Consider the following 21,084-nt stretch of genomic DNA (forward strand, 5'->3'; position numbering starts at 1 on the left):
TATTGTTATTTTCTCAGTAAAGTGTCCAGATGGTTCACTGCATCAACCCAGGCGGCATCTTCTTCTACGGCTTCTTTTAAAAAGGCTGATTGGGAAGGGTTCCAAATGGACGCTTCATGCAGTAATGTGACTTGAGACAGTTTAGGTTGCTTGCTTAAGAAAGCTTCAATAGCTTCATCCGAGTTGTCTAGCCCCAACTGTGAGAATAATGCGTTTAAATCGTGCTTAGACGTATCCATCCGTTTATCTTCCTTATTATGCTGAATTGGTTATTTATTCTACACCTGAAAAACAAAAATGAAAACCAGAATGAAATAGGTGAGGTTAGAAGAAAAAATACCCAGGCCTGGCTGTTTTTAGGCGGTTTTATCTTTGTATTCGCATAGGTCGTAAATACAACAGGCGCCGCATCTGGGTTTGCGAGCCGTGCAAGTATAACGGCCATGAAGAATCAGTAAATGATGGGCGGGGATAATGTATTCCTTCGGCACGTTTTTCAGGAGTTTTTGCTCCACTTCCAAAACATTTTTGCCCGGCGCGAGCTTGGTACGATTCGATACCCGAAAAATATGGGTGTCGACCGCCATGGTAGGATGCCCGAACGCGGTGTTCAAAACAACATTAGCTGTTTTACGACCAACGCCGGGGAGTGCTTCCAAGTCTTTTCGGTTATCAGGCACTTGTGAATTGTGCAAGTCGATCAGCATCTTGCAGGTTTTGATGATGTTTGCGCCTTTGGTGTTAAACAGGCCAATGGTTTTGATGTATTCTTTTAAACCTTCTTCACCTAATGCATAGATTGCTTCAGGGGTATTGGCGACTGGAAACAATTTGTTGGTGGCGATATTGACGCCTTTATCGGTGGCTTGCGCCGACAGGATAACTGCAATCAGTAACTCGAAGGGATTACTGTAATTCAGTTCCGTTTCCGGCTCTGGGATAGCATCGGATAAGCGTTGAAAAATTTCTAAGCGTTTCTGTTTATTCATCGGTTGAAATCTAATCTTATTCTGGCGCTCTCAAAGGGTTGACCGACACGTGAACCCCTAATACATTTTGCGCTTTGGCGGCTTTACGTTGTTCAATGGCATTTTTCAGGGCGACCAATAAGCCCAAACCAATAAATGCACCCGGCGGTAAAATGGCTAGCAGAACAGGATGGTAGTCATCCCACAAGTGAATTGTTAATGCTTTGGCAGATTCTCCAAACATCAGATCCATTTGATCGAATAGGGTGCCATTGCCAATGATTTCTCGTAATGAGCCCAGCACAATTAACACGAGTGCAAAGCCCAAGCCCATGAAAAAAGCATCAACTAGGGACTTGTCGACAGTGTTTTTAGAGGCATATGCTTCCGCCCGCCCAAGAATGGCACAGTTGGTAACAATCAAGGGAATAAAAATGCCGAGGATACCATGCAGAGTGTGCAGATAAGCTTCCATTAAAAGATCAATCACCGTGACCGCTGAAGCAATGATGGCGATAAAGACAGGAATGCGCACTTCATCGGATACATGGTCTCGAATCAAAGACACTAACCCATTGGAAACAATCAGCACGGCCATGGTCGCCAAGCCCAGCCCAATCCCATTTACGGTGTTGTTGGTTACCGCAAGTAGGGGGCACAGGCCCAGTAAAGCGACAAGCGCTTGGTTATTGTTCCACAGACCGTTACGGGCGATCTTTTGATAGTCAGCCCATTTATCGGTAAGGACGTTGTTAGAAGAGTTACTCATACAATTTCGCTCCTTTATCCTGAATAAACATGAGCGCGTTTTTAACCGCTTTGATTACTGCGCGCGGTGTAATGGTCGCCCCGGTAAATTGATCAAACCCACCGCCGTCTTTTCTGACGGACCATAAAGCGTTGTTGTCATCACGCAGTTTCAATCCATCAAATCCAAGGATCCAGTTGGATTTTTTGAGTTCAATTTTATCCCCTAGGCCAGGGGTTTCTTTGTGTTTCAAAACTCGAACGCCAGCAATCCGCCCATCTTCATACACGGCTAACATGATTTTGATATCCCCACTATACCCATCCGGCGCATGGGTGGTGAGAATTAATGCAACTGGCTCGCCATTATTGCGTGCCCGATACACTGTGACCGGATCTCGCGTATGTAAGTATTTCGGAGCGGTGACTTCAATGGTGTCTTTTAACAGGTTGTTGTCATACTGTTTTGAAGGTAATAGTTGGTTGATGGTATCCAGTAAGACTTGTTTTTCAGCTGTCTGAATCGGTTCATTGGTGAGTTGTTTGACGAGTAATAAGATTCCGACGCCAATGACGGTGTAAATACTCAACAAACGTGCGGCACGTAGCATTTTCTGCCACAGTTCTTGTTTGGGTTGAATCGTTTTTTGGATGTCTTTTTCTTCGGTCATGCTTATCTCCGATATCCCACCACACGTGGCTGCGTGTATTGGTCAATTAAGGGAACGAACATGTTCATAATCAAAATTCCGAACGCAATACCATCTGGGAAAGCACCCCAATTTCGAATCACATATACCAGCACTGCGATGCCAGCGGCATAGATGAAACGACCAAGCGGAGTGGTGCTGGAGGTGACGGGGTCAGTAATAATAAAGAAAGCGGCCAACATAATGCCACCCGTTAATAAGTGAAAGCTGGCAGGAGCATAAGTGTCGGGATCAATCCAATGAAACACATAAGCAATCAAGGCTAAGCTTCCAAGAAACCCAACCGGATATTGCCAGCGGATAGCACGTTTGTACAGCATCCACAGGCCGCCAATAAAGAAAGCCACATTAATCCAAGCCCAGCCATAAGGGATTTGTTCCCCATTAAAGTTTGTGCTGTTCAATGTGGTAGTGACAGGAACGCCCATGGCTAAAGCGGTTTTGACTTCATCTAATGGCGTGGCGCCAGTCAGTTGGTCAAAAGACAAATTCAATGATTGCCCAGTAAAAATTAAGTGGAATGATTCAATGAAACTGATGTGATGACCAGAGACTTCCGAAGGAAGCGTCCATTGGGTTAATTCGGCCGGGAAGGAAATCAGTAAGAAAGCATACCCTAACATTGCCGGGTTGAAAGGATTGTAGCCTAAGCCACCATACAGATGTTTTCCAAAAATAAGTGCAAAGGTCACCCCTGACACAATGACCCACCAAGGCGATTCAGGTGGAATGCAGAACACAATACCGGTTACCGTAATCAGGCCGCTTAAATCAAATATATAGGGTGCGACAGGGCGGTTGCGCAATTTTAATAAAGCGGTTTCCACAATAATCAGGGTGAGTACCGCTAACGTCCATTGAATGGTGATACCAAAACCGAAAAAGTAGATGTGCGTCATCAACGCCGGGAAAGCAGCGATTTGCACTTGTAGCATTACTTTTCTAACGCTGCTGGCGTTATGGGTAAAAGGAGATGTATGCGGAATGGTTGCCATGTTTGAACCTGTTTCAGCCTTTGTAAATTCTGTTTGTCATCATAATGTATTTTTTAAACGGTTTTAAACGTTTACGTTTTTTCTTCTGTTGTTTTAGACTGTTGCTTCTTTGCACGTGCTTTGGCGGCAGCCATTGCGGCTTTGCGTTTCGCATCGCTGGCTTTATTGGGTGTCGCTGTTGTTTCATCACTTGGTTTGGTTGCTACAGAAGGCGTTTCTAAGGAATCGTTTTCTGGTTGTTCTGATTGTTTCGCGCGCTTTTTCTCAGCGGCTTTTTGACGCGCGGCTTCCACGGCGGCAGCACGTTTGTCTTTCATAGTGTCCGTTGTATCGGTCGCATCCGTTTCAGTGCTTGCTGTTGCATCCGCTTGGGTAGAGTGTTTTTCTTTGGCGGCTTTTGCAGCGCGTTTTTTAGCAGCGGCCATGGCGGCTGCTTTAGGGTCTTTCGGTTTGTCTTTCTGTTTTTTAGTTGGTGTTGTAGTATTTGATTCGGTGGGCTTGCTGGCTGCATCAGTACGCTTTTTAGCCGCTGCAATGGCTCTGTCACGCGCGGAAAGTTTAGGTTCAGCAGGGGGTGTTTCTTTACCATTTTTCGCGGCGCGAGCTTTTGCTGCACGAGCAGCGGCGGCTGCCGCCGCATTTGCTTTTGGTTTTTCAGTTTCAGTGGTTTCTGCACTGGCCTTTTGTGCGGCTTTTTGCTTGACGGCTTCTTTCTTCGCTCTAATGCGGTCTTCACGTTCTTTCTTTTCGCGTTCCAGTCGTTCTTGTCTGAATTCATGACGTTTTTTCGCCAGCTCAGCAGTCGCTTCTTCTTGTTTGATGTGCTTGATTTCAGATTTTGCAAAACGGTAATACTGCACTAGTGGAATATGACTTGGGCAGACAAAACTACAGCAACCGCATTCAATGCAATCAAATACCTTAAGTTCTTCAACTTTATCAAATTCATGACTTCGACTATGCCAGTAAAGCTGTTGTGGCAATAAGTTAATCGGGCAAGCATCCATGCACTCTCCACAGCGAATACATGGCATCGGCTCTTCCATCGGTTCTGGTGGAGTGGCCAAGATACAATTTGTGGTTTTAATGATCGGGACGTCATTACTTTGCATTTCAATCCCCATCATCGGCCCACCTTTAATCAGCGGGTAGGTCAATGGTGTTTTGGGCTCGGCTAAAAGTGCCAGTTCTTTAAAGGAAGAGCCTAAACGGGCATCGATATTGAAGGGATGGTTTAAGCCTAAGCCGGAGACAGTGACATACCTTGAGGTGAGTGGGTTGCCGTGTATGACCGCTTGATAAATCGCTGCAAAAGTCGCGACATTCATCATCAAAACACCGACATCAATGGCGTGTGTATGGGCCGGCAGTTCAATACCGGTTAACTCTTGTGTGAGTTGCGTTTGACCGCCCATAGGGTAAGCCGTTACCACGACCTTGATTTGAACATTTGTATCTTTTGCAGCTTTTTGCATCGCCTTGATGGCTTTACCTTTATTGTCTTCGATACCGCATAGAATATGTTCGATCCCTAAAGACTGGGCTACAATCAAAGCACCTTGTACGATGTCATTCGCTCGGGTTTGCATGAGAACATCGTCACAGGTGATAAAAGGTTCACATTCCGCGCCGTTAATTAAAAGGTATTTGATTTGTCCTTTTTGAGAGGGGATTTTAGCGAAAGTAGGGAACCCTGCGCCTCCCATGCCGACAATACCCGCTCTGTGAATCAACGCTTTCAGTTTATCGGGCATTTCTGGAATAGAACCATCCACGTCTAAACTGTTCTCAATGGCTTGATCTTTTTGGTCACTTTCTAAAATAATACTTAAACCTGATAAACCAGAAGCATGCGGTAGGGTGCGTTCTTCAATCGCGACGATTTTTCCCGATGTAGGAGCGTGTATTGGAGCGGCCAAGCCTTTTTCTGTGTTGGCGAGTAACTGGTTTTTTAAGACCAAGTCACCTAGTGTGACTAAGGGTTCGGTGATAACGCCAACATGTTGCTGAAGGGGTAGGACCAAGGTTTTAGGAATAAAGTCGGTGATCAAAGGGTGACTTAAAGACAGTTCTTTATTGTAACGAGGGAAAACGCCACCGTGAAAACGATACAAAGCACGCTTCGCCATGGGGTAAAGCTTAGACAAACCGAGAATCAGTTTTTGTTTAAAGGTTCGTGTCGGGGTGGTTGTCATAAAGTATCAGCTTAATCCTTTGGCGGAAAAGTTTGAATCAACGGCGCTTCTTGAGGGGTCGGTTCTGGCCATCCCCATGTTTGAGGTGTCACTTCTTCTGGAATCATTGCGATACAGTCTACCGGGCAAACTGGAATACATTTTTCGCATCCGGTGCATTCGCTTTCAATCACCGTATGCATCATTTTCGTTGCGCCCAGAATAGCATCCACCGGACAAGCCTTGATGCAATGAACGCAACCGATACAAATATCTTCATCTATTTTGGCAACGATTTTTTGAGCAATGTTTTCTGGTTCCGCTTCCATTTCTTTGGGTTCACGGTGGGTGATTTCAGAAATCTGAATCATCACTTCATGGCCACCGGGAACGCACAAGTTAACTTCAGATTCGCCTTTTGCCAAGGCTTCCGCATAGGGTTTACAGCCAGGGAAACCGCATTGTCCACATTGCGTTTGGGGTAGGACGTTATCTATTTGTTCAGCAACAGGATTGCCTTCAATTTTAAAACGAACAGATGCATACCCCAATAAAATACCAAACAGAATCGCCAGCGCTAAAAAAATCAATATTGCTGAGATCATTTAACGAGGCCACCGAATCCCATAAAAGCAACCGACATGAGTCCCGCAGTAATTAACGCGATAGGCGCGCCTTGAAAAGGTTTAGGCACATCAGCATACGCAATACGTTCTCGAATTGAGGCAAATAAAATCATCACTAATGTAAACCCTAATGCCGCCCCAAAGCCATAGAAAGCGGATTCGATAAAATCATGACGCTCTCCAACGTTTAACAGAGCAACCCCTAACACAGCACAGTTAGTGGTGATTAACGGAATATAAATTCCGAGCACTTGATAAAGCACTGGGCTGGTTTTGTGAATGGCCATTTCTGTGAAGCCTACGACAGCGGCAATGGCAAGGATGAATCCAATGGTTTGCAAGAATTCCAGACCAAAAGGCACTAAAAGATAAGTGTTAATGAGGTAACTTAAGATAGAAGATAATGTCATGACGAAGGTGGTCGCCATACCCATTCCCAAAGCGGCATCGGTTTTTTTAGACACACCCATGAAAGGGCAGAGGCCTAAAAACTTGACCAGCACGAAGTTATTGACTAAAACCGTGCTGATAATAATGAGAATGTATGCCATCATAAATGAATGAATCTTTTAGTTGAGGTGATCGGTTATTTGACTCTCATGCCAGGTTGAGCGCCTTCATCCGGGTTGAGTAAGAATAAATCTTCTCCACCTGGTCCCGCCGCCAATACCATGCCTTCAGACAAGCCAAAACGCATTTTTCTGGGTTTTAAGTTGGCAACCATAACTGTGAGTTTACCAATCAAGTCTTCTGGTTTGTAGGCAGATTTGATGCCTGCAAATACTTGACGTTCACCAACACCAATATCCAGTGTCAACTTGATGAGTTTATCCGCTTCTGGTACTTGCTCTGCATTGACGATTTTGGCAATACGGAAATCTACCTTGGCAAAATCGTCAAAAGTGATCTCGTCCGCGATAGGGTTTAGATTCGATGTTTCGTCTTTGATTTCTGGCTTCATTGGCGGCATTTTTTTCATATCCTGTTTAGAGGCATCGGTCATTTTTTCAATCGCGTCCATTTCAACCCGTGTCATTAGAGCCTTGAATTTAGTGATTTCATGGTCCTTTAAAGGCGTGTTGATGTCTGTCCAGTTTAAAGTTTTTATTTGTAAGAAATCTTGTGCCTTTTCTGCTGTCGTCGGAATGACCGGCGCCAAGTAGGTGATCAGCACTCGGAACAGATTGATACCTAAACTGACCGATTCATAAAGTTCCGCTTCTTTACCTTCTTGTTTTGCTAAAACCCAAGGTGCGGTTTCATCAATATACTCGTTCGCTTTATCAGCCAAGGCCATGATTTCGCGCATGGCTTGAGCATACTCACGTTGTTCATAAAGGTTGGCGATGGTTTCAGATTTATCTAAGAAACTTTGATAAAGGGTTGAAGCAGAATCTGACCAGGCCTGGCTTAATTTGCCATCAAATTTTTTGACCACAAATCCGGCACAACGGCTGGCGATATTGACGACTTTACCGACAAGATCGGAGTTTACGCGTTGTGCAAAATCTTCCAAACTTAAATCAATGTCATCAATACGGCTATTCAGTTTGGCGGCAAAGTAGTAACGTAAATACTCTGGGTTTAAATGATCCAGGTAGGTCTTAGCCATAATGAAAGTGCCGCGCGACTTAGACATTTTTTGACCATCCACCGTCAAGAAACCATGTGAGAAAATTGCATTAGGCGTTCTAAAGCCAGCCCCGGACAACATAGCCGGCCAGAAGAGAGCATGGAAATAGATAATGTCTTTACCGATAAAGTGGTATAGCTCTGTGGTGGAATCCGCTTTCCAGAATTCGTCGAAGTCTAATCCTGTTTTATCACAAAGTGCTTTAAAGCTAGCCATATAGCCTACTGGCGCATCAAGCCAGACATAGAAGAATTTATCGGTTTCACCGGGAATCTCAAATCCGAAATAGGGTGCGTCGCGTGAAATGTCCCAAGCACGCAGTCCAGACTCAAACCATTCATCTAGTTTATTGGCGATTTGGGTTTGCAGGTGACCTTGATGTGTCCATCCTTTAAGCATGTCTTCAAAGTGAGACAATTCGAAGAATAAATGATCGGTTTCTTTTTCTATTGGGGTCGCACCAGAAACAGCTGATTTTGGATTGAGTAAATCGGTTGGGCTGTAAGTTGCACCACAGGCTTCACAATTATCGCCATATTGGTCTTCCGTTTTACATTTCGGGCAAGTGCCTTTAATGAAACGGTCCGGTAAGAACATTTTCTTTTCCGGATCATAGAACTGCTTGATGGTTTTACGACTGATATGGTTTTGCTCTTTGAGCTGAGTATAGATATAACTGGCAAAATGTTTGTTTTCAGGCGAATTGGTACTGTGATAAAAATCAAAGTTAATATTAAAACCAGCAAAGTCTGTTTGGTGCTCTTCTGAGATGCGTGCGATAAGATCTTCCGGCGCGATGCCTTCAGCTTGAGCACGTAACATTATCGGCGTGCCGTGTGCATCATCCGCACAAACGTAATAACATTCATGCCCGCGCATTTTTTGGAAGCGAGCCCAGATATCCGTTTGAATATATTCGACTAAATGACCTAAATGAATTGGGCCATTGGCGTAAGGCAGTGCACTGGTAATTAATATTTTTCTCGTATTGCTCATTTCTATACTCTAAGTCCAAAAATCAATCGCACAATTATAAGCTTTTTTGAAGGTTTTAGCTTGTGTAATCCAAGGGAATATGGGAATTTTTTTATAAAATGGGCTCGATAAATGGAGAACTTTCAAACAATATTAAAACGCTTCAAACTCTTTATTTTGACTTAAATAAAATTGTAAGACACTTTTGTTTTGTAGAACATACATAATTTTTATGGTATTACCTCAAACTTCACTTTTAAATAAGGGTAAAATCCAATATAAGTTAATTTTTAGTATGTTTAAATATGACGAATTGTAGTGTGTTAAACAATTTGTTGATGGTTTAAAATAAAAAGTAATTTAAGGGCTGTTATTGGGAGGAGGGTGAATGAGTTTAACGAGTCGGGTCAATGAAGATGTCGTCTATATTTATGTTGAAGGAAATTTTGACATCGGTTGTTATGATCAATTCAATAAAGCTTTGAACGAAAACTTAAATACCAGTTCTAAATTTGTGATTGATTTGTCAAAGGCAAGTTATATGGATAGCTCCGCTTTAGGGATGATGCTATTGTTACGTGAAAAACTCGGGGGGCAGTCTTCTAAAGTGGAATTTACTAACGTCAATGATGAGGTTATGAGGATATTATGTGATGCGAAGTTTGATCAACTTTTCACGATTAATTCATAACTCTACTTTCTTGCGTTTATGCCAAGTATTCTAATTGTTGACCCTTCTTATTCTAATAGACTCTACCTTAAACTGACACTGAAAAAAGCCGGCTATGACGTCTTTGAAGCAAAAGATGGAGAAGACGCCCTTAATCAGTTTAACCAATTCCATCCAAGCTTAGTCATTACTGAAATTGATTTACCTTTGTTGTCAGGCCAGTCGTTAGTGACAGAAATTAAATCTCTATCAGAAGAAACGTTTTACCCCATCTTTGTTGTTACCAATGCGACCAACCCTGAATTGATTCAAGAAATTTTAGAGGCTGGTGCTGATGACTTCCTGCAAAAACCTTATCCTGAAAAACTCTTTCTCGCGAAGATTTCATCCTTGTTACGAAACCTGGATTTTTATAATGATTTAATCAAATCTAAGGAACTGGTGTCTTCGCTTCATTCAAGTTTAGAGTTGGAGCATAAATCAGCTGAGCGTATTTTCGAAAAGTTTGTGCATGGGCCAAGAAAGGAAGTGCCTGGGCTGAAAACGCATATTTCCTCCGCCTCTATTTTTAACGGGGATGTGTTTTTGTCTTCGATTTCACCTGCAGGAAATGTGGTTGTCCTGTTGGGTGATTTTACTGGGCACGGGCTTCCTGCATCGATTGGTGCCATTCCTGTCGCGGAAGTGTTTTACTCTATGGTTCGTAAAGGTCGAACGTTGAAAGAAATTGCTTCGGTTGTGAATGAAAAGCTTTTACTAATCCTTCCTGTACATGTCTTTTTTAGTTGTACCGTTATTCAAGTGTCTCCTCGTCATAAATCCGCTAAGGTGCTGAATGCTGGGATGCAGCCTCTTATTATGATTGATGATAAAACCCGTGAGGTAACGGAATACAGATCTACCTGTCTTCCATTGGGCATTACCCCGAGTGAATCACTGGGGTTGGTGTTGAGCGAAGTTGCTTTAGAAGGTCATGAGCAATTTATTTTATATACCGATGGTGTGGTTGAGGCGATGAATTGTGATGGTGAACTTTTTGGTGTTTCTCGCTTGGTTGATGCTCTTCTTAATACGGAAGGTCTCGATATTCAGCGTTTAGTGACAGACAGTCAGAATTTTTGTGGCTCTGAGCCTTTTATGGATGATGTCAGCATTATTAAATTGAGTGTTGATGACATTTTTAAAGCTCAGTTTAATGAGATTCTAGAGGCCGTGAATGAAAGAATTCCGGCACCGGCGGATTGGTCTTTGTTTTATTGTTTGGGGATTCATGTTTTAAAACAGAATGAAAACCCTATTGAATCCATTATTGATGCCATGATGGGCGTGCAGTCATTAGTTAACTTTAAAGAAGATTTTCATATCATTTTAAGTGAGTTGTTTAGCAATGCCTTAGAGCATGGCTTACTGAAGTTGGATTCAACCATTAAACAAAAAGAGAATGGTTTTATTGACTATCTTAATGAAAAAAAATCCAGTTTACGTGGGTTAGAGGACGGAGAAATCACCATTGAGATTAAACATGCTCCTCTTTCGGCAATGAAGGGGAGAGTACATTTTATTGTTTCTCATAATGGAGATGGAAAGGTAGACTTTGATTTGGGGCAATCCGTGTCGGATAAAGTTTTTTCAGGGCGAGGGATTAAGATTATTAAGTCGCTTAGTGATGAATTTTATTTTAAACAAGGTGGTGCACAAGTCGAAGCGATTTATGAATGGGAGTGTTCTTTACATGCCTCATAATATTTTGGTGGTTGATGACGATGTCAGACAAATTGATGCGTATAAGTCATTGTTTTCTCAAGGTGATGATGAATCTGCGGATGCTTTGGATACATTAGAATCGTTTTTCTCTGAAGCTAAACCTAATTCCAAAGGTGACACAAAAGCACAATTATTTAGCCATTTTAAACTTAATACGGCTGTGCAAGGGGATGAGGCAATTGAAAAAGTGTCTGCCTGCTTAGAGGCTGAAACGCCTATTAAAGTTGCTTTTATTGATGTTCGAATGCCGCCAGGGATGAATGGCTTGGATGCCGCAAAGAAAATCCGTGAAATGGACTCTCGTATCTATATTGTCATGGTAACGGCTTATTCTGATTTTGATTTGTCGGAAATTACTCAGTCTTTACAAGAGAATGTACTTTTTATTCGCAAGCCATTCCAGACAGAAGAAGTGGAACAAATGGCTTTGAACTTTGTGCGTGCGTGGGATAAAGACCGCTATATTGAGCAGGTAACGCATACCTTAGGGGATAAGGTTAAACAAAATTTGTTTGACGCATCAATGTATGAGGTCTCCAACTCTTTGTTAGCCATTCTGGCAGATAAAGTGAATGCACAAGCTGGGTTGATCTCTTATTTAAGTACGGAATTTGAGGTTTTGCCGGAACAAAAACCCGACTATAAAGAAATTACCCAAACGATTTTCGGTGAAGCGCAACACCTATCGCAGATGGTCAGTTCATTGCAACGTCTTTCGATGTCTTCAGACAAAGTAATGGTTTTTTCTTTAAGAGATCTGGTGAATTATATTTTAAGTCTGATGCCGGAGTTAAATGCTTTACCTGATCATATTCAGTTTGAAATAGAGTGTCATCTCGATCAAGAAGTGACGTTTTATCTCCCCTATAGCTGTTTGATTTTAGCTGTCAGTGCGGTTATTCGAAATGCGTTGGATTCGGTTTTTTCCCAAGCACTCAAAACAGCAGGCTTTAAGGGCAGTATTCGGTTGCTGGTTGAAAAAGAGGGCGAAAATGCAATTATTAAGTTGATTGATAATGGGGTAGGGGTTAATAAATCTGATCTGAATAAGGTTTTTTATGATGGTTATTCAAAGAAAGAAAAACATTCAGGCGTTGGTTTAACGCTTGTTCAACAATTTATTAATCGTGTCTCAGGTGAGACGGCTCTTTATAGTGCTGGAAGAGATAAAGGGGTCGAGGTTCGATTGCAGTTTCCTTTTCGGATTGACATGACATGAACTCAATGCCTCGTGTTCTACTGTTAACCCAAGATGCTTATTTTTTAAGGTATTTTCAACAGTATTACCTGGATAACGTAACGGCTTATAATGATTTTTCTGAACTTGCCAGGAGTGTGCTTGATGATGTTAATCAAGAAAAATCTTTTCTGTTCGTTTTTATGGATGAAACGGTTCTTTCAAAAACAGATTGTGAGTTTGCTCTTCAACACTTACATGAGATTAATCCGTCGTTATTTTATATCCTCTCCAGTTCAACGCTGGATGAAACTTTATTAAATCGTTTTCTAGATGTCACTGATAATCAAGTTATTCTGGTGGAAAATAATGCTAGCCCTATTTTGCTCAAACAAGCGACTTTACAGGTTACACAATTAGCTGACTTACGAGCGTCACTAGAAAATAAAACAGCTCAGATTGAAAGGGTTCAGCAAAACCTGGATGTGCAGAATAAGTTGTTTAATAATCTTTTAAGTGTCATTAAATTTGATGCAGAAGGGACAATAATCAATATTAACTCGCATGGCACAAAAGAAATGGGGTGGTCTAATAATCAGGTTGTCGGCTCCTCGATTCATGATATTGTGCTATGGTCGAATGATGAAAGTGGGATTGTGCAATATTTTGAAACCTTTTCAGGTGAAACGCGTTATTTTGATGGAGATGGCAAGCAAAAATGGGCATTCGCTCAAGTCAAGAAAGTAAAAGAAGAAAAGCGGTATTATTTTTATTTTGTCGGCAAGGATATTAGTGAGCAAAAACAATTTTCCAGACGTCTTCAATATGAAAACTATCAAGAAGGCATATTGAAGGCCAAGAGCGATTTAATTCATGATATCGGCAATACGTTGAATAGCATGAATGCCACTTATGGCGTACTGGCTTCAGGAGTTGACCAACTTAAAGGGGTTGCAAACTATATAGAACGGTGGTGTGAAGAAAAACAGTCGTTAAGTTTGCCCGCAGAAACCTCTTATAATTTTATTGAAGCGATTGAAAACAGCTGTCAATTTATCTTGGAAAAGCATTTTTCAAAAACGACTGTTGCGCTGAAAAATGATCTGGCGTTGTTGATTGATGCCGTTGGGTCAAAACAGCAAGTCTTACCACTTGAGAATGCCAAGGAAGTGGTTAACTTGTATAACCTTATACAAGAAGTGATTCTTTCGAGCCAAGCGTTATTAAATGAAAAACAAATTAGCATTCAGGTATTGGATGCCAATACCTCAATTTTTTTGAAATTGTCGCATAATCAGTTATTTCAGGCTTTATTGAATTTGATTAAAAATGCTGCGGAAGCTATAGAGGCTTCAGATAACCCAACAAAACAGATCACACTGCACACTTGTCAAGATAAGGATTCTATTCAATTAATGGTACAGGACTCGGGAGAGGGAATTGGAACCGATGATTTAAAGAAAATCTTTAACTACGGGTTTACCACCAAAGAGGGCGGCTCAGGGCATGGATTGCATTCTGTTGCTAACTTTATGAACAAGAATGGTGGAAAAGTTGAAGTGGTATCTTCCAAACAGGAAGGCACACAGTTTACTTTAACTTTTCCGGTGAAATTATCAGGAACTTAATTAGCTGTTTTCTACCACGATATTCGGGAATGCAGAGCTAAAGTTACGTCGTTTTAAAGCAATTTGGCTGGCGACAGAATAAGCGATATGACGATATTTTAAGGTAATGTCACTGGCTGGTTCGGCCACAACGGTCGGTTTTCCCTCATCCGCTTGTTGTCTGATTTTGCTATTAAGCGGTAAGGCACCCAAAAAGGTGACCTGATGATCTTTTGCGAGTGACTCACCTCCATGCTCACCAAAAATGGCTTCTTCATGTCCACATTGACTGCAAATATGAGTACTCATGTTCTCGACCACGCCCAATACCGGAATGTTCACTTTTTCGAACATACGTAAGCCTTTACGAGCATCAATTAATGCCACTTCTTGTGGTGTGGTAACGATGACCGAGCCGGTCACCGGAATTTGTTGAGAAAGGGTGAGTTGTACGTCTCCGGTTCCTGGGGGCAAATCAATGATTAAGTAATCGAGTTCTTTCCAATTGGTTTCATTTAGTAACTGAGTGAGGGTAGAGGTCACAATCGGCCCTCGCCAGATCATTGGGTCATCAGGGTTAATTAAAAACCCAATCGACATCAATTGTAAACCATAAGCAGAAAGGGGCTCCATGCTCTTACCATCTTTGGTTTCAGGTTTACTATGAACGCCTAGCATGGTTGGAATACTGGGTCCGTAAATATCTGCATCTAATATCCCAACTTGTGCGCCTTCTTGTTGTAAAGCCAGTGCTAAATTTACACTGGTGGTTGATTTCCCTACACCGCCTTTACCTGAGGCGACCGCGATAATGTTTTTGACGCCTTTCAAAGGGGTGGTATTGCCCTGTACTTCATGGGCTTGAATGCGGGTCGTGAAATCGATTGATACGCTTTCTATTCCATCTAGGGTTAACAGGCCTTGCGTTAAAGCTTGTTCAAAGGCAGGCCACATGCTTTTTGCCGGAAAGGGCAGCGAGATTGAAAGGGTGAGGCATCCTTTTTTCAAGTCAGCCGACTCAATATTTTTTGAACTTAAGGCGCCAGCTTCAAAAGGTTCCATGGCTAAATTTGAAACCGTGTTGGTAATGGCTTCTTGTAAAGATTCTGAAATGCCGTTACCAAATAATTTTTTAAGAATGCTCATATGGATCTCCGTAAGCTATCGGTTGCAAAAATTGACCAAGCCTGGTCAATTGTGCTGATTTAATAGGGGAAAACAAGGCAGACGACAAACTCAACGTTAAGAAAAGAAAGGGTATTATTAAGACAGTAAGTCGAGTTGTCTTTCGTCTTGATGTGATGTTTGGTCTTGCGTGATACGACTGGCTGTTGGACCTTTTTGGTTGCGATATTTTGCATCTGCACGCTTGTTGTAAGGTTTGATTGCCGCACTGGAGAGGGTTTCAAAGTTAATGGCGCATATATCCATGCCAGGGCGCAGTGCCAAAGGCAGTTTTCCACTATTGAATATTTCTAATACGATTTGTCCTTGCCAGCCGGGATCGATTCGGTGTGCGGTGACGTGAACCATCAGGCCAAGTCTTGCCAAGCTAGAGCGTCCATCCAACCAACCGACCAAGTCATCAGGGATGGAGACAGACTCAAATGTTGATGCCAATGCCAATTCACCTGGGTGAAGGAAGAAAGCCTCTCCTTCTTTAATGACGACTTCATCACCCATGATGATGTCCATCATTTTCTGCATTTCATCAGATGCGCCACTTAAGTCGATAAAGGGGGCAGTGTGATCATTGAACACACGGAATTTATTCGCTAAACGCAAATCAACACTGATTCCTTTGATTTTGTGTTGTTCTGGCATTGGATCAATTCCAATTTTCCCAATTTTCAAGTGCTGAATAATATCTCTATCGCTTAATTTCATTTGAGTGTCGGCTTATGATTAAGTTCCAATTCAATTTTTCGATCTTCTTCTTTATTTAAGATGATGATCCGAACCGGAAAGTAGTTAAGTTTTGGCATTAGCCATAGTTGGGCGTCAATTTTACCATTATGAAAGGCAAAAAGCTTTGTTTGTGCGTCGTCCTGAAAAGGTAAGTCTATTTCATCGTCTTTATTATTTACGGTGAAGTTAATTTTTTGTTGAACTTTGTCGTCTTGTAAATAGAGATTATCCAGTGGTTTTTTATTGAGTACTTGGAATTGGATGCCATAGGCCATTGAAATAACATCATATAAGTGCTTTTGGTTTGGCCAAAACTGACTTTTTTCAATGTATTCGACTTTATCGAGTTTTTCTTTGCGAACCAGGGTGTAGGTTTTGTTGATGGTTTTATCATCATAGTGACGCGTTAAGAATTTTTTGTATTGCAACCATTTGAGTTGATTATCCGTTTGGCGCAAACGTATTTTTTCAACTGTTGATTCATTGATAAATTTACGTGCCCATCCAGGAGGCTCTGCTTTGCTGGTTAACAGGCATTGTTTTCCCTCACAGGTCATTTCTTGCTGTGCTTGACCAATATGAAATCCCAGAACTCGAATGTCAAAACTGGCGCTGAAATTGGGAAGTTGTTCCGCAGAAACAATTGAAGACCACAGTGAAATCAAGAGAAATGTTGTGGCTTTAGATTGAAAATAAGGGGCAAACCGTTTTAGCCAGTTCATAGTGTTACAGCTCCGTTAATTGTATCGGTGTTGTAAGAGGGGCGTTTTTATACCAGACCTGGTTATTTTTAAATATTAAATCGCCACTGGCAAGCCAATTTGTCACTAAAGGGTAAGCGATATGCTCTTGAAGTTGTATTTTTTTTTGTAATGTTTCGGCAGTATCTTCATTCGTAATAGGCACTTTTGCTTGAAGAATGACAGGGCCGCCATCCAGCTCGGAGGTGACAAAATGAATGCTGAGCCCATGTTCTTTATCGTCTGCATCCAAGGCGCGTTGATGTGTGTTCAATCCTGGGTATTTGGGCAGTAAAGAGGGGTGTATGTTTAACATTCTGCCTAAAAAATGATCGGTAAAAATGGGGGTGAGGATACGCATAAACCCGGCGAGAATGACGACTTCGATTTTATAATTATCAATGATTTGGATCATCGCGGTATCAAATGCTTCACGAGATTCAAACTGAGAGTGATCTAAAATAGCGGTAGGAATTCCGGCTTGCTCTGCTTTTTTAAGGCCTTCAGCATGTGGGCGGTTCGATAAGACTAATCCAATTTCATAGTGTGCTTGATCTGCTTGGTCGATGAGGGCTTGAAGGTTAGAACCTTTGCCTGAGATTAAAACGGCAATGCGCATTTTAGTGGTCATGAGTCATGAAATTAACAGTTAATGTGGAGCGTGCATAATAATTACCATTTCTGAAAGCCATGAATAAGTTAGGTATGGCTTCCAGAACGGCGAATTTAAACTAAATCGACTTCAGGCGTTTCTGTTTCGCTACTTTCGATTTTACCGATGACAGAAACCACTTCGCCTTGTGCGGTTAAAGCATCAATAGCTGTTTGTTGGTCTTTTTCATCTACGACGACAACCATTCCAATACCGCAATTTAGTGTACGGTGCATTTCGTGGAATTCAACATTACCGTGTTCTTGAATCCAGTCAAATACCACAGGGCGATTCCAGCTTTTGGTATCGATTTTCGCCTTGGTGTTGTTTGGCATGACACGTGGCAAGTTTTCCAGTAAACCTCCACCTGTAATGTGTGAGATGGCGTGGATTTCAATTTGCTTCATTAACGCAAGGATTGATTTTACATAGATGCGTGTTGGGGCCATTAAAGCATCAATTAAAGGTTCACCATTACAATCTTCATTGAGGTGAACGCCGTTTACTTCAATGATTTTTCGAATCAAAGAATACCCATTGGAATGCGGTCCTGAAGAAGCAAGTCCCAGTAGCACATCTCCAGCTTTTACTTTAGTTCCATCGATTAAGTCAGCTTTTTCAACAATACCAACACAGAATCCAGCTAGGTCATAGTCCCCATCAGGGTACATGCCCGGCATTTCAGCCGTTTCGCCGCCAATCAATGCACAACCAGATTGCTGACATCCTTCACCGATACCAGTGACCACATCTCTCGCGGTGTAAATATCCAGTTTACCGGTTGCATAGTAATCTAGAAAGAAAAGAGGTTCCGCACCTTGCACGATCAAATCATTGACACACATCGCTACCAAATCGATTCCAACCTGGTCATGCTTGCCACTCTCGATGGCTAGACGAAGCTTGGTGCCTACACCGTCTGTTCCTGAAACGAGTAATGGGTTTTTATATTTATCCATTGGGAGTTCAAATAGCGCACCAAAGCCACCTAAAGAGGTTGATACTTCTGGTCTGGCAGTTGCTTTTGCGATAGGTTTGATGGCTTCAACAAGGGCGTTACCAGCATCGATATCAACACCGGCGTCTTTGTAGCTTATAGATTGGTTATTTGTTGTCATAAGAGGAATTTAAAAACTTTCTTAAATTTAAATGAAAATTATTGCCTAATTGTATTCAATGGTGCATTCAAAATGAATTCAATGCTTTAAAAGGGCTTTAACCACAGTAGAATATCTCTAACGTGATTATTTGGTATTTAATTACCCAAACCCATTTTGAATTAACCAGAGTTTTACAGCAAAATCGGATACTATATTGTAACCAAAAATGATGAGGTAGATATGAGAAGTTTTGTCTCAATTGTATTTTTTATGCTGATAACGCATACCGTTTACGGTTACGCCAATCAAAAGGCAGATTTATTTGATGTCCGCATTTTGCAAAATGGAGTGGCAGGCAGTAAAGCAAGCTTAGATGATAGTTTATTAAATGCTATTAAAATCGAGTTGGTTCGATTAACAGGTAACCCTGAATTTATTCTCCAACCAGAGGCAGAGACTTTTGTTCGAAATCCAAAGGCATGGTTGAAAAGTTATCGATATGAACCCTATGAACAAGATGGGGTGAGAGTCGGTACTTTTTTGGTGTTTGAATTTGACCAAGAACGTTTTTATGACTACTTCCAGAAGCAGGGGCTGGTGATTTGGCCTTATGCGAATCGCCCGCTAACCTATGTAATGGGGTCGCAGCTGATTGCTGGAACATTGGTAAAGCTGAACCAGCAAAACTTAAACTATTCACCCAAAATGGATTTTAGGAATAAGGCTAATCAGTTAGGCTTGCCTTATGACGTGCCTCGAAATGAAGGACAATGGATTTATCCTGATTCTGCGGATGGTTTTAATCAGCGCATTCCCGATATCTTGCAAGGAACGGATGCCGCATACTTGTTGAGTTTCCAAGTCATTTCAGGCATGGATGGCTCCGAACGATTTAAATGGCAGTTATTCAATCGGAATGGTCAGAGTCTTTTGCAATCTGAATCAACGGGGAGTACTTCTTATACTTATTTCGAAAATACACTACAGCGGTTGATGCAGGCTTACTCTGCACCCTATCGTGAGCAAGCTGAATTTTTGGGTTCTTTGACGTTGGTGGTTAAAAATATTACGTCTATTGATCGATTGACAAAAACAGAAGAAGCATTGAAGAACTTAAAACCCATCGTACATCAAGCTCGTTTGCTAGGGGTTTCAGAAAACCAGGCCTCTTTTGAAGTTGTATACCAAGGCGATTACAATCGCCTTTTAGACCACTTTCAGGGAATGAGGGATTTACAGCTGATTCAAGATGACGCTGTTATTGGGAAAGTCATTGCAAAGTGGATGTAAATCCATGCTGGATCAATGTTGGTTTGGTTCATAGTTAATTAATTAGGGAAAATGTGTGTTTGTACAACTGCCTTTAAAAATAGGGTTACGAGAAGAAGTTTGTTTTGATACGTTTATCGCGGAAGAAGAAGGCGTTGTTCTTGCGTTAAATCGGTTTCAGCAGACATTGCTGAAAAGTAATAACGGCGAAGCTTTTTATTTTCAGGGAGAATCAGGGTCAGGCAAAACGCATATCTTACAGGCGGCATGTCGATTTATGACTGAGAAAAAGTCCTCCAGTGTTTATTTGCCATTAGGTGATGACTCTTTGCCTTTGATTCCTGATGTACTGAATGGATTAGATCAGACTTTATTGGTCTGTTTGGATGATGTTGAAAATATTATTGGTCAACCAGAATGGGAACATGCTTTAGCGAGTTTGTTGATGCGTTCAAAAGAGCTTGGACATAAAGTCGTTTTGTCGGGCGTAAATCCGGCAGGGAGTTGGTCTATTGCAACAACTGAGTTGACTCATGCGATGATGTCCGTTCTTCCGATTACGCTTAAGCCGCTAACCAATAAATCGGATATTGTGCTGGCGATGCAAAGACATGCATTAAAACTCGGTTTTGAACTACCTTTAGACGTCGGAAATTATTTGATTAAGCAATTTTCGACGGATTTACAGGAGTTGTTGTCTGTTTTGAGAATTTTGGAGCAAGCCACTTTTGTAGAGAAACGACGTATGACGTTACCTTTTGTGAAACAGATATTAACGAAGCATTCATAGTTTTAAAAGCTCGTTAAGATACGATTTCTTAACCCGTTGAAACTATGAAAGCACAACAATAAGGATAAAGAATGATTCAATCACCCTTACAAAGCAAACTTATTCAATCTTTCCTTGCGATCTTATTGATTGCAGGGAGTTTTTCGGCACAAGCTGCGGTCAACTTCGAATTTAAAACCTTGAAGGGGGAAACCGTTAAATTATCGGATTTCCGGGGTAAATGGGTTATTGTGAATTATTGGGCTACTTGGTGTCCCCCTTGTCGAGTTGAAATGCCTGAGTTAGGCTTTTTTCATGAGGCACACAAAAACAATGATGCGGTTGTTTTAGGTGTGAATTATGAAGATGTCGATACGGATATTGTGCAAAAGTTCTTAGATCAAGAAATGATTAAGTTTCCGATTGTCAGACAAGTTGGTAAGATTGATGGTAAAAACACATATTTTGGTCCTTTGAGAGGGCTGCCCACAACGTATATGGTGTCTCCAAAAGGCGAAGTGGTTGCCGCTAGAACGGGGATGGTGGACCAAAAGATGCTAGAAGATTTTATTAAAAAATTCAATAAGATGAAGTAGGAAT

At 41.6% G+C, this 21,084-nt stretch carries 21 protein-coding genes; 7 read left to right on the forward strand and 14 right to left on the reverse strand.

Annotated features, from left to right (window positions below; translation table 11 throughout):
• Nucleotides 1-5: 5 nt before the first annotated feature.
• The 9 genes from P8629_RS05685 to metG form a co-directional block, all read right to left on the reverse strand.
• Nucleotides 6-239, reverse strand: a complete 234-nt coding sequence (locus tag P8629_RS05685) for a DUF2789 domain-containing protein (protein WP_278165159.1) — start codon at nucleotides 237-239, stop codon at nucleotides 6-8.
• Nucleotides 240-356: 117 nt separating this feature from the next.
• Nucleotides 357-989: an endonuclease III gene (gene nth / locus P8629_RS05690; RefSeq protein WP_278165160.1), complete on the reverse strand. Its 633-nt coding sequence runs from the start codon at nucleotides 987-989 to the stop codon at nucleotides 357-359.
• Nucleotides 990-1,005: 16 nt separating this feature from the next.
• Nucleotides 1,006-1,737 (reverse strand): electron transport complex subunit E, encoded by a 732-nt coding sequence (locus P8629_RS05695; RefSeq protein ID WP_278165161.1) that lies wholly within the window; start codon nucleotides 1,735-1,737, stop codon nucleotides 1,006-1,008.
• Nucleotides 1,730-2,386: an electron transport complex subunit RsxG gene (gene rsxG, locus P8629_RS05700; protein ID WP_278165162.1), complete on the reverse strand. Its 657-nt coding sequence runs from the start codon at nucleotides 2,384-2,386 to the stop codon at nucleotides 1,730-1,732. Before rsxG ends, P8629_RS05695 begins: the two co-directional genes overlap by 8 nt.
• 2 nt (nucleotides 2,387-2,388) lie before the next feature.
• On the reverse strand, nucleotides 2,389-3,420 hold the full coding sequence (locus tag P8629_RS05705) for an RnfABCDGE type electron transport complex subunit D (RefSeq protein ID WP_278165163.1): 1,032 nt from the start codon (nucleotides 3,418-3,420) through the stop codon (nucleotides 2,389-2,391).
• A gap of 71 nt (nucleotides 3,421-3,491) precedes the next feature.
• The gene (gene rsxC / locus P8629_RS05710; RefSeq protein ID WP_278165164.1) at nucleotides 3,492-5,615 is read right to left on the reverse strand and encodes an electron transport complex subunit RsxC; all 2,124 of its coding nucleotides are present in this window, start codon (nucleotides 5,613-5,615) and stop codon (nucleotides 3,492-3,494) included.
• A gap of 11 nt (nucleotides 5,616-5,626) precedes the next feature.
• Nucleotides 5,627-6,199, reverse strand: coding sequence for an electron transport complex subunit RsxB (gene rsxB, locus P8629_RS05715; RefSeq protein WP_278165165.1), 573 nt, complete (start codon nucleotides 6,197-6,199; stop codon nucleotides 5,627-5,629).
• The gene (rsxA, locus tag P8629_RS05720; protein ID WP_278165166.1) at nucleotides 6,196-6,774 is read right to left on the reverse strand and encodes an electron transport complex subunit RsxA; all 579 of its coding nucleotides are present in this window, start codon (nucleotides 6,772-6,774) and stop codon (nucleotides 6,196-6,198) included. The genes rsxB and rsxA overlap by 4 nt, the downstream gene beginning before the upstream one ends.
• A 32-nt stretch (nucleotides 6,775-6,806) precedes the next feature.
• Nucleotides 6,807-8,849, reverse strand: coding sequence for a methionine--tRNA ligase (gene metG / locus P8629_RS05725; RefSeq protein ID WP_278165167.1), 2,043 nt, complete (start codon nucleotides 8,847-8,849; stop codon nucleotides 6,807-6,809).
• A gap of 367 nt (nucleotides 8,850-9,216) precedes the next feature.
• On the opposite strand from metG, the gene P8629_RS05730 reads away from it, so the two are divergent.
• From P8629_RS05730 to P8629_RS05745, 4 genes are read left to right on the forward strand one after another with little or no spacing between them, the layout of a single operon-like run.
• A complete protein-coding gene (locus tag P8629_RS05730; RefSeq protein WP_278165168.1) occupies nucleotides 9,217-9,519 on the forward strand; it encodes an STAS domain-containing protein in 303 nt (100 codons plus the stop codon).
• A gap of 18 nt (nucleotides 9,520-9,537) precedes the next feature.
• Nucleotides 9,538-11,241 carry an ATP-binding SpoIIE family protein phosphatase gene (locus tag P8629_RS05735; RefSeq protein ID WP_278165169.1) on the forward strand — a complete coding sequence of 568 codons (1,704 nt, stop codon included), beginning with the start codon at nucleotides 9,538-9,540 and terminating at the stop codon, nucleotides 11,239-11,241.
• Complete coding sequence (locus P8629_RS05740) at nucleotides 11,231-12,481, forward strand: hybrid sensor histidine kinase/response regulator (protein ID WP_278165170.1); 1,251 nt, start codon at nucleotides 11,231-11,233, stop codon at nucleotides 12,479-12,481. Before P8629_RS05735 ends, P8629_RS05740 begins: the two co-directional genes overlap by 11 nt.
• Nucleotides 12,478-14,067, forward strand: coding sequence for a PAS domain-containing sensor histidine kinase (locus P8629_RS05745; RefSeq protein WP_278165171.1), 1,590 nt, complete (start codon nucleotides 12,478-12,480; stop codon nucleotides 14,065-14,067). The genes P8629_RS05740 and P8629_RS05745 overlap by 4 nt, the downstream gene beginning before the upstream one ends.
• On the opposite strand, the gene apbC is transcribed toward P8629_RS05745, so the two are convergent.
• From apbC to purM, 5 genes are all read right to left on the reverse strand, one after another.
• On the reverse strand, nucleotides 14,068-15,192 hold the full coding sequence (apbC, locus tag P8629_RS05750) for an iron-sulfur cluster carrier protein ApbC (protein WP_278165172.1): 1,125 nt from the start codon (nucleotides 15,190-15,192) through the stop codon (nucleotides 14,068-14,070).
• A gap of 117 nt (nucleotides 15,193-15,309) precedes the next feature.
• Nucleotides 15,310-15,933, reverse strand: coding sequence for a dCTP deaminase (gene dcd / locus P8629_RS05755; protein WP_278165173.1), 624 nt, complete (start codon nucleotides 15,931-15,933; stop codon nucleotides 15,310-15,312).
• Nucleotides 15,930-16,676, reverse strand: a complete 747-nt coding sequence (locus P8629_RS05760) for a DUF3108 domain-containing protein (protein WP_278165174.1) — start codon at nucleotides 16,674-16,676, stop codon at nucleotides 15,930-15,932. Before P8629_RS05760 ends, dcd begins: the two co-directional genes overlap by 4 nt.
• A gap of 4 nt (nucleotides 16,677-16,680) precedes the next feature.
• Nucleotides 16,681-17,313 (reverse strand): phosphoribosylglycinamide formyltransferase, encoded by a 633-nt coding sequence (purN, locus tag P8629_RS05765; protein WP_278165175.1) that lies wholly within the window; start codon nucleotides 17,311-17,313, stop codon nucleotides 16,681-16,683.
• Nucleotides 17,314-17,420: 107 nt separating this feature from the next.
• Nucleotides 17,421-18,464, reverse strand: a complete 1,044-nt coding sequence (purM, locus tag P8629_RS05770; protein ID WP_278165176.1) for a phosphoribosylformylglycinamidine cyclo-ligase — start codon at nucleotides 18,462-18,464, stop codon at nucleotides 17,421-17,423.
• 222 nt (nucleotides 18,465-18,686) lie between these two features.
• Here purM and P8629_RS05775 point away from each other — a divergent pair, with 222 nt between their 5' ends.
• From P8629_RS05775 to P8629_RS05785, 3 genes are all read left to right on the forward strand, one after another.
• Complete coding sequence (locus P8629_RS05775; RefSeq protein WP_278165177.1) at nucleotides 18,687-19,736, forward strand: DUF2066 domain-containing protein; 1,050 nt, start codon at nucleotides 18,687-18,689, stop codon at nucleotides 19,734-19,736.
• 55 nt (nucleotides 19,737-19,791) lie between these two features.
• Nucleotides 19,792-20,505 (forward strand): DnaA regulatory inactivator Hda, encoded by a 714-nt coding sequence (gene hda / locus P8629_RS05780; protein ID WP_278165178.1) that lies wholly within the window; start codon nucleotides 19,792-19,794, stop codon nucleotides 20,503-20,505.
• A 71-nt stretch (nucleotides 20,506-20,576) separates the two neighbouring features.
• The gene (locus P8629_RS05785) at nucleotides 20,577-21,080 is read left to right on the forward strand and encodes a TlpA family protein disulfide reductase (protein WP_278165179.1); all 504 of its coding nucleotides are present in this window, start codon (nucleotides 20,577-20,579) and stop codon (nucleotides 21,078-21,080) included.
• Nucleotides 21,081-21,084 lie beyond the last annotated feature (4 nt).

Origin of the sequence: Hydrogenovibrio sp. 3SP14C1, assembly GCF_029625905.1 — a bacterium.
Taxonomy (GTDB): domain Bacteria; phylum Pseudomonadota; class Gammaproteobacteria; order Thiomicrospirales; family Thiomicrospiraceae; genus Hydrogenovibrio.